This window comes from Isachenkonia alkalipeptolytica (assembly GCF_009910325.1).
In the GTDB taxonomy this organism is placed as follows: domain Bacteria; phylum Bacillota; class Clostridia; order Peptostreptococcales; family T1SED10-28; genus Isachenkonia; species Isachenkonia alkalipeptolytica.
Window position 1 is genome coordinate 1 of sequence record NZ_SUMG01000039.1, and the last position, 8,287, is coordinate 8,287.

General features: G+C 37.3%; 7 protein-coding genes. All 7 read right to left on the reverse strand.

Features of this window, described 5'->3' with window-relative positions; all coding sequences use genetic code 11:
* Window positions 1-343: 343 nt before the first annotated feature.
* A complete protein-coding gene (locus tag ISALK_RS14390; RefSeq protein ID WP_160723523.1) occupies window positions 344-922 on the reverse strand; it encodes an indolepyruvate oxidoreductase subunit beta in 579 nt (192 codons plus the stop codon).
* 1 nt (window position 923) lies between these two features.
* Entirely contained in the window at window positions 924-2,693 is a 1,770-nt protein-coding gene (gene iorA, locus ISALK_RS14395) for an indolepyruvate ferredoxin oxidoreductase subunit alpha (RefSeq protein WP_160723525.1), read from the reverse strand.
* 26 nt (window positions 2,694-2,719) lie between these two features.
* A complete protein-coding gene (locus tag ISALK_RS14400) occupies window positions 2,720-3,631 on the reverse strand; it encodes a bifunctional enoyl-CoA hydratase/phosphate acetyltransferase (protein WP_160723527.1) in 912 nt (303 codons plus the stop codon).
* Between the two features lie 130 nt (window positions 3,632-3,761).
* Window positions 3,762-4,934 carry a tetratricopeptide repeat protein gene (locus ISALK_RS14405; RefSeq protein WP_160723529.1) on the reverse strand — a complete coding sequence of 391 codons (1,173 nt, stop codon included), beginning with the start codon at window positions 4,932-4,934 and terminating at the stop codon, window positions 3,762-3,764.
* A 50-nt stretch (window positions 4,935-4,984) separates the two neighbouring features.
* The gene (locus ISALK_RS14410) at window positions 4,985-5,509 is read right to left on the reverse strand and encodes a GNAT family N-acetyltransferase (protein ID WP_160723531.1); all 525 of its coding nucleotides are present in this window, start codon (window positions 5,507-5,509) and stop codon (window positions 4,985-4,987) included.
* A gap of 29 nt (window positions 5,510-5,538) precedes the next feature.
* A complete protein-coding gene (locus ISALK_RS14415) occupies window positions 5,539-6,288 on the reverse strand; it encodes a hypothetical protein (RefSeq protein ID WP_160723533.1) in 750 nt (249 codons plus the stop codon).
* A 30-nt stretch (window positions 6,289-6,318) separates the two neighbouring features.
* Complete coding sequence (locus ISALK_RS14420; RefSeq protein WP_160723535.1) at window positions 6,319-8,067, reverse strand: B12-binding domain-containing radical SAM protein; 1,749 nt, start codon at window positions 8,065-8,067, stop codon at window positions 6,319-6,321.
* Window positions 8,068-8,287 lie beyond the last annotated feature (220 nt).

Here is an 8,287-nt window from a genome sequence, read left to right on the forward strand (position 1 = left end):
TCTTTCGGACTTTCTCTTTTTGTCTCATCTCAATGGGTCCAGCCCTTTTGATTCAACCGTCTAACAACCAATCGCCAGCTTTTCAGCGACAAGATTTATCTTATCATCTTCTCTGCTCTCCGTCAAGACTTTTTTTCACTTTTGTCTTTTCGGATTTTTCCGGGTTTTGCTTTCCCGTTTTTAGCGACTCAACTAATATACCACCTTAGCTTTTTTGTGTCAAGAGAAAAGAAACCCATAACTATGGATTTCTTTTCCTTGGTAGCTTCTCTTAAAGCATTATTTAGTTAATAAATTTGACAATAGTCTTTAAAAGGAAAACCTGTTACTATTTAAAGAAACTTTATACCTTCTTCATTCCTTCTGCCAAAGCTTTTTTATTAAGTGGAACAAACTTGTCTTTAACATTTTTCACTAAAACCTCTTCCCAATTAATATCATCAATAGCCATAGCCTTTAATAAGGCACCGAGCAAAACAATATTTTGAGCTTTTATATTTCCAAGACCTACAGCAATATCTGCGGCCTTAACCACCGTAAGATTCTTAACAACCGCGGCAATATCATCTAATATAGTTTCCGGGTAAGGCACATTCCCTGACAGGGTCGGAGCCGAAGGGATCGCATAGTCATTAACCACTGCAATGCCATCTGGCTTTAAATACCCTAACCATCGATAAGCTTCCATTTTTTCAAAAGCTACAATAATATCTGCTTGACCCTTACCGATTATCGGAGAGTGTACATCTTCTCCAAAACGTACTTGTGTGGTTACACTTCCCCCTCTTTGGGCCATACCATGGACTTCTGACATCTTCACATCATACCCGGCACTAATTAAGCCTTGAGATAGTATTTTACTGGCGAGGATGATCCCTTGACCGCCTACACCGACTAATAATACGTTTTTAGTTTTTTCCATATTATTCTCCCACCTTTTCAATAGCATTGAATGGACATACCTGTAGACACACTTCACAACCTACACACATGGTTGGATCAATTTGCGCTTTATCACCAAAGGAAATTGCAGGGCATCCAACTTTTCCACATACTTTACAAGTGGTACACTTTTCTTCATCCACTCGACAAATAGACTTGGTTAAGTCAAATTCCTCATAGTCTTCTTGTGAGAATTCTTTTAATACACAGGGCCACTTTGTAATTATTACCGAGGGCTCATCGGTAGCTAAGGCTTTATCAATTGCATCCTTGCTTTCTTTTAGGGTTAACGGATTAATAGTTTGTACATCCTCAACTCCGCAGGCTCTTACCATTTTTTCAATATCTATTACCGGAGCTTTTTCCCCCATTAAAGTGTATCCGGTTCCAGGGTTTTCCTGATGACCGGTCATTCCCGTAATTCGATTATCCAAAATTACAGTGACTGCATTTCCTTTATTATAAACGATATCTAAAAGCCCGGTTATTCCCGAGTGAAAGAATGTAGAGTCTCCAATAACCCCGACCACTTTCTTATCAACGCCATTTTTATTGAAAGCCATTTGCGCTCCATGACCCGCACTTACACTAGCACCCATACAGATACAAGTATCCATTGCATTAAGAGGTTCAGCAGATCCTAACGTATAACATCCGATATCTCCGGTAACCATAATATTTTTCTTTCGGGACAGTTCGTAAAAGAATCCTCTATGGGGGCAACCGGCACACATTGTCGGAGGCCGTCCAACGGGTTTGCTTTCATCCAGCTCCAGAACTTCAGGGGTGGTGCCCAACAGAGCTTCTTCAAGAACATGGGGACTTAATTCTCCAATATTAGATATCTTATCTTTACCAATACATTCAATACCATGTGCTTTCATTTGTTCTTCCATGAACGGTTCAAGTTCTTCGATGACATAGAGAGTGTCAACTTCCTTGGCAAAGTCTTTAATTTTATCCATCGGCATCGGGTAACTCAATCCGATTTTCAAGTAAGAAGCTGTATCCCCAAACACTTCCTTCGCATATTGATAAGCAATTCCGGAAGTTACAATGCCTATTTTTTTATCATTCCATTCAATTCGATTTAAGCCGGTTTCATTACTGAATTTCTCTAGTTCTTTTAATTTTTTCTCTAATAACACATGCATAATTCGCCCATTTGCAGGGGTTGCTACAAATTTACTGATGTTTTTTTCATAGGGCTTGATTCCCACTTCTTGACGTTCTACTGTTTCTACCGGAGTCTTGCTGTGACAAATTCGTGTAGTTACTCTAAGCATTACCGGCACATCAAATTTTTCACTGATCTCAAAGGCTTCTTTCGTAAAATCTTTTGCTTCTTGAGAATTACTTGGCTCAATTACCGGGAACTTTGCAGCTTTTCCATAATAACGGTTGTCCTGTTCATTTTGCGAACTGTGAAGTCCCGGGTCATCTGCAGAAACGAATACGAATCCACCATTTACTCCCGTATAGGCATAAGTAAAAATCGGATCAGCTGCAACGTTTACCCCTACATGTTTCATGGCCGCTAAGCTTCTTGCTCCAGCGATGGAACCCCCGATAGCAACTTCCATAGCAACCTTTTCATTTGGCGACCACTCACTGTAAATATCGTCTTTGTATTGTGCCATGTTTTCAAGGATTTCCGTACTTGGAGTTCCAGGGTATGCTGCGGTAAGGGTTACGCCCGCCTCATAACATCCCCTTGCAATGGCTTCGTTACCAGTCATTAATTGTTTCATTCAATCTCACTCCTTCAATTTTATTATTATTTTGTAGCTGCAGAAATCACACTACCCAGTGCAATTGAGTAAAACTTTGTTTCTGCAGAATCTGCCCGTGAAACCAACACAATAGGTGCTTTAGCTCCCATAATCACCCCGGCGGACTCACCACCGGCCATATAGGTCATGGTCTTTCCAATACCGTTTCCAACTTCAATAGTCGGCACTAGTAAAATATCGGTTTCTCCCACAACGGGACTCTCATAACCTTTAATTCTTGCCGCATCTTTTGAAACAGCTAAATCAAAAGCGATAGGTCCTTCCACATATACATCTTCTCCATAGGCCTTATCTAAGGCTCTTTCTTTAAGCCTCTGACCATCCATTGTAGCCGGCATTTTTTCACTGGTTTTTTCTTTTGCCGCTAGACAGGATACAAATGTCTTATGATTGCCCATAGCCTGAGATACCAACAATGCATTGCGCAGTATATCCTCTTTTTGATCGAAGGTTGGTGCAATATTCATACCACCATCGCTCATTAATAAAAGTTTATGATATGACGGCACTTCATAAACCATTACATGACTCAATAACCGTTCGGTTCTAAGACCATAATCCTTATCCAAAACAGCTTTCAATAAAATAGAAGTATCAATCTTCCCTTTCATTAAAAAGTCTGCCTTGCCTTCAGAAATTAACCGTACCGAAGTCTCTGCACTCTTTTCTAATCCTGAGGCTTCAATTACCTTTACATCTTGAAGATCAAATCCAATTTCTCGAGCAATTTCTTCAATTGACTTTTTTTCCCCAACCAAAACTGCATTAATAATATTCGAGGTTTTTGCTTCCATCACCGCCGATAAAACATCTTTATCCTCTGCTGCAGCAACGACTAAGGTCATTTTCTCTTGGTTTTTTGCTTGCACTTTCAAGTCTTTTAAAGATTTTATCAAGTTTTCTCACCTCTTTATAATTTTTTTAATAATTTTGTTTAGGCTTTAAAATTTTTTAACAAACTCTAGGTTTATTCTACATGTTTTTTTGTGAATTTTCTACCCTTATTCCGAATATATTTTAAAATTTTCACTTTTCTCCAAGATTTTGCTTTAATAAATCCAGCTTTTCCTTACAAGCTAAGGTGATTTCGTCGTCAGGATTCACCTTTAAGGAAGCTTCGATATATTTTTCAGCATTTTTCAAGTCTCCCGTTTCCAGGTTTACCATCGCTAGGTTTGATAAAATTTCCCCACTGTTCGGGTCTTTTTCAAGGGCTTTTTCAAAATACTCGATGGCTTTATGATATTTTCCCAAACCGGCAAAAGAAAGGGCTATTTCTACATAGGGATCAGGAATACGTTCTTCCAGCTCTATCACCCTTTGAAAGTAGGTTATTGCTTTAGAGTACTGCTCCTGTTGCCGATAGGCCAGACCAATAAAAAATTGAAGATTCCACCATTCAGGATACCGTTCCTCAAGTTCTATAAGCTCCTTCAGACCTGAAGCTAAATCTCCTTGTAAAACTTTTTGGTATCCCCTTTCATACTTCACAAGGTCTTCAATCTCCCGCAAAAGCGTGTATACATGCTCTTCTAAGTGTTCCTCCAGTCCAAATTCCAACGCTTTTTCCCAGAATATTTCTGCTTTTTGAAAGAGGCTGTCTTTCTTATATAAGAATCCTAAATGATAGAAAGCTAGAGCATGTTCCGGTTCTAGATCTATAAGCTTTTCCAGCTGAAACCGTGCTTCTTCTTGAAAAATTCCTATCCTTTCCTGGGACGCCTTAAAGTCATGGGGGTTTTCTTCGTTTCGGAGATCCTCAGCGACAGTAAGCAGTGCTACAGCATAGTTAAACAAAGCTTTAGAGTCCTTAGAATTCACTGTTGTAGCGCCTTTCAAAAAAATCATTCCCTTGATTTTCTCTCCTTGATCAAAGGTTTTATTTCCAAGGATCAATAGTGCCTTTAAAATATCAGGGCTCAGACTTTCTAAAATGCGGATATACTCCTCCCGGTATTTAAAGTTCGGGTCTACTCCTAATAAGTAAGTGATTCCTTTCACTAGAATTTCCGTGGTAATTACAAATTCCTCATCATTTTTTTGCAATTTGCTGCTTAAATCTTCTAAAAGAACAGGTATCTCAACAGCTTCTTTATCGAAATCAATATTTTTATCCTTAAATAACTCTCGAATATCTAAGGATAAAAAAGTTAACTCCTTCGTTTGTTCTAATAAAAAATCCTTCATCGTCATTGCCATGTTCATCACCTCAAATTAAAAATTAACTACTTTTTGTTATGCACCTGTTATTATTTATCATTTAATAGTTTATGCACAATAATATCATCAACATACTGCCCGGTTTCCTCGGAAAAATGATGCATATGTACCGAACCGGAAATTGTAAAGCCACAGGACAACAAAGTGTTGAGTGAGGCTTTGTTGTTACTGTAAACATAGGTTCTAGCAATTTTTACACCTTTTTCAGCTAAGTCCTCCAGACCGTAATGGGTCAGTTCTTTTGCTATTTGTTTTCCACGGTAACTCTTAGCTACTGCTGCCGTCATAAAAGCGCTGTGGTTTTGATAAGAAGCCCCTCTTTTTCCCCTTAATATCCCTGCGATTTTTCCCTTCTCAGGATCTACAGCCACATAAAGGACTATATTCTCATCCTTCAGCTGCTGCTGCAGTTCCTCTACATCTTCGATGTGAGTAAAACCTACCTGGGCTCCTTCTTTCTTCAGCTCCTGAAACAAATCAAGCATTCCGGAGATGTCACTTGACCTTGCAACCCGATACTCTATCATCACAATCTCGCCCCCTATTTTAGTCATTCCATTTACTCCATTCTTACTACTGAAAGTTACATGTTCCTCATAAAAAGTCTTTTCCGTCTGCTACTGGTGTTTAATAGCTGATATAAGAAACCTCGATAAATCATCATATAAGAGAACCACAGCTGCCCCACCAAATAGAGGATAACTCCAAATGGACCCCGGCCAATGGTCTGTAGTGATATCACACTATCAAATACATTAATTAGTGCACTACCAGTGATAATAGTTAAAATTCCGATCAACAGGATATTAGGAAGATACCATTCGACCCAGTGTTCTTTAATAAATTCTATTGAATGTTTTATACTTTCCCAACCATTATACTGCTTTTGATAAATCGTTTCCGGTAAAGCATTTAACAGAAACACCATTAAAAACACAAGGGCAAAGTGGTAAGCGAAAGGGCCAATGCTCCCGACAAAAAAGGGCCGTATAAATATATCCATTCCCAATAACACCACAAACCCGATAAAGTAAACGGACCATACTTTTCGTAGATAAACTAAAAAGCCGTCTTTAAAGTCTTGAAGTGAAAATCGATCCTGTTCTATGATTTGTTCTAATAGGTATAGATAATTAGAAACCAATGCACTACTTAGAATTAATAGAAACAAACGACTTAAGATCCAGAACAATGGTGAAACTAGGGTTCCAACAAATAGAATTGTTGAATAAACCAGACCGGTAAAAATTATCAACCAGTTATTCATCAAACTTTTAAAGGTTTTCTTTGCGGTTTTCAAATTCATATAATATATATCCATAAGTATAGTCATTTTGGTCCTCCTAACCTGTTAATAAAATCTTTATTTTACTAGATGCGCTCGGTCATGTTCATAATCAAAAAGAATCACACTGTCTTTACACTGATTCAGGTTCATTAGTTCGTACTCTGCATCCGATAAGATAGGAAACTCAAACACTTCAAAATGAACTTTTTTAATCAGTTTCTTCGCGGAAATTTCTTCAGTATGAAGCAAATAACGCTTCCGATTTTCCGGCCTCTGTAAAAACTCATGGGCTTCCTCCTTCGACCAAACCTGCTCTTTTTCTTTCGAAGACTTAACTTCTAAGAACTTCGGAGTTTTTCTTTTTTTATTTTGCTTCAAATAATCGAAACGTAGGAGATTTTGGATAAAATTAATTTCCTGGAAGTTTTGATCTTGACAAAAATCAAGAAAAATCTCATATAGGAATTCTTTACCTTGTGACTGTTCATAAAGATGCTTTTCTTTCCAATAACGGCTGAAATCTTCAAAAAACTTAAAGGCATTGGCTTTATACCGATATTGGATCACGTAGTTCAGTGTCTTAGGAAACCGGTGATCATTCCAGTATTTCTCTAATAGATTCTCCACATCCTTTAGTTTAAGTATTTCTGTAAAATCGATCCATTGATTTTCTAGTACTTCATAGGGAGGTCCATCGGTATATACATAACCATACTCCTGAGCTTTTTTTCTAAGCTCTGATCCCTTTAATAGCTTTAAAAATCCCAATTGCAGTTTCTCAGCACCTAAAGAAAAAACTTCATTAAAGGAGTTCCTAAATGTAAAATAATCCTCAAATGGAAGACCTGCAATTAAATCCAAATGAATATGAATGTTTTTTAGTTTCACTAAAGCTTCTAAAGATTCTTTGATACTCTCAAAGTTCATTCTCCGGTTTATAGCAGAAAGCGTTTCTGGATTTGTTGATTGGACCCCGACTTCAAATTGAAACAATCCCTTAGGTACCTTTTTTAAAAACGTAATGAAGTCATCATCAATAAGCTCTGCGGTGATTTCAAAATGAAAGTTGGTGTGATTATTATGATTTTCCAATATATACTCCATGACTCCTAAAGCATGAGCTTTATTTGCATTGAATGTTCGGTCTACAAATTTGACTTGTTTTACCTTATTACTTAGAAAAAAATCCAGTTCCCGCTGGACTTTCTCCATAGGCAAGAAGCTTACCCCTGTAATGGAAGAAGATAAACAGTATTCACAATTATAAGGGCATCCCCGAGAACTCTCATAATAATAGATCTTATTGGGATCTACCAGTAGCCCTTCGTAGGGAAAAGGAGCGTATGAATTGAACGTATGCGTAGATTGTTCCGTATTCTCAATTACTTTTCCTCTCACACGAAAGGCTATATTCTTCATGTCATGATAACTGTCATTTTCTCGAAGTCTTCTTAACAGTTCATATAACGTTATTTCTCCCGCTCCTTTTATCACCATATCAATGTAGTCTTCCTGTTCCATAATTTTTCGGGTACCAAACTCTACTTCAGGTCCTCCTAGGATAATCCATGTTTCAGGTAAGACTTTTTTTAACTCCCGGCCTAATCGATGAACCAAGGAAATATTCCATATATAACAGGAAATTGCAATAACATCAGGTTGTTCTTCATAAATCGCCTTTAGCAATTCTTCCATGTGCTGATTAATGGTATATTCTCTGATTAGTACCTCTTCGTTTAACTTTAATAGATTTTGATATAAATATCGAATAGCCAAATTCGTATGAATATACTTTGAATTGATTCCAGTTAACATAATTTTCATATTGCAACCCTTTCTCCCCTTATATTTTCATTGTTTATTATAGCATACTTCCTTTATTCTTGCATAAAGCACATCTTGAAGGAGCAATGATTCTGGTCAATTGTAGAACTAAATGAGACTTTGTAAAGTTAAATAAGACCTGTCTAATAATCTTAAAAAATACAGGGTTTCATATCATTTATTTCTTTAAAAACGAGTATTCTAATGCTCGTTTTTATAG

What these genes read in the sequence shown, in the direction of transcription:
- iorA (WP_160723525.1), bottom strand. Translation starts at nt 2,693, where the DNA reads ATGAAACAATTAATGACTGGTAACGAAGCCATTGCAAGGGGATGTTAT.
- ISALK_RS14390 (WP_160723523.1), bottom strand. Translation starts at nt 922, where the DNA reads ATGGAAAAAACTAAAAACGTATTATTAGTCGGTGTAGGCGGTCAAGGG.
- ISALK_RS14410 (WP_160723531.1), bottom strand. Translation starts at nt 5,509, where the DNA reads ATGACTAAAATAGGGGGCGAGATTGTGATGATAGAGTATCGGGTTGCA.
- ISALK_RS14420 (WP_160723535.1), bottom strand. Translation starts at nt 8,067, where the DNA reads ATGAAAATTATGTTAACTGGAATCAATTCAAAGTATATTCATACGAAT.
- ISALK_RS14405 (WP_160723529.1), bottom strand. Translation starts at nt 4,934, where the DNA reads ATGGCAATGACGATGAAGGATTTTTTATTAGAACAAACGAAGGAGTTA.
- ISALK_RS14415 (WP_160723533.1), bottom strand. Translation starts at nt 6,288, where the DNA reads ATGACTATACTTATGGATATATATTATATGAATTTGAAAACCGCAAAG.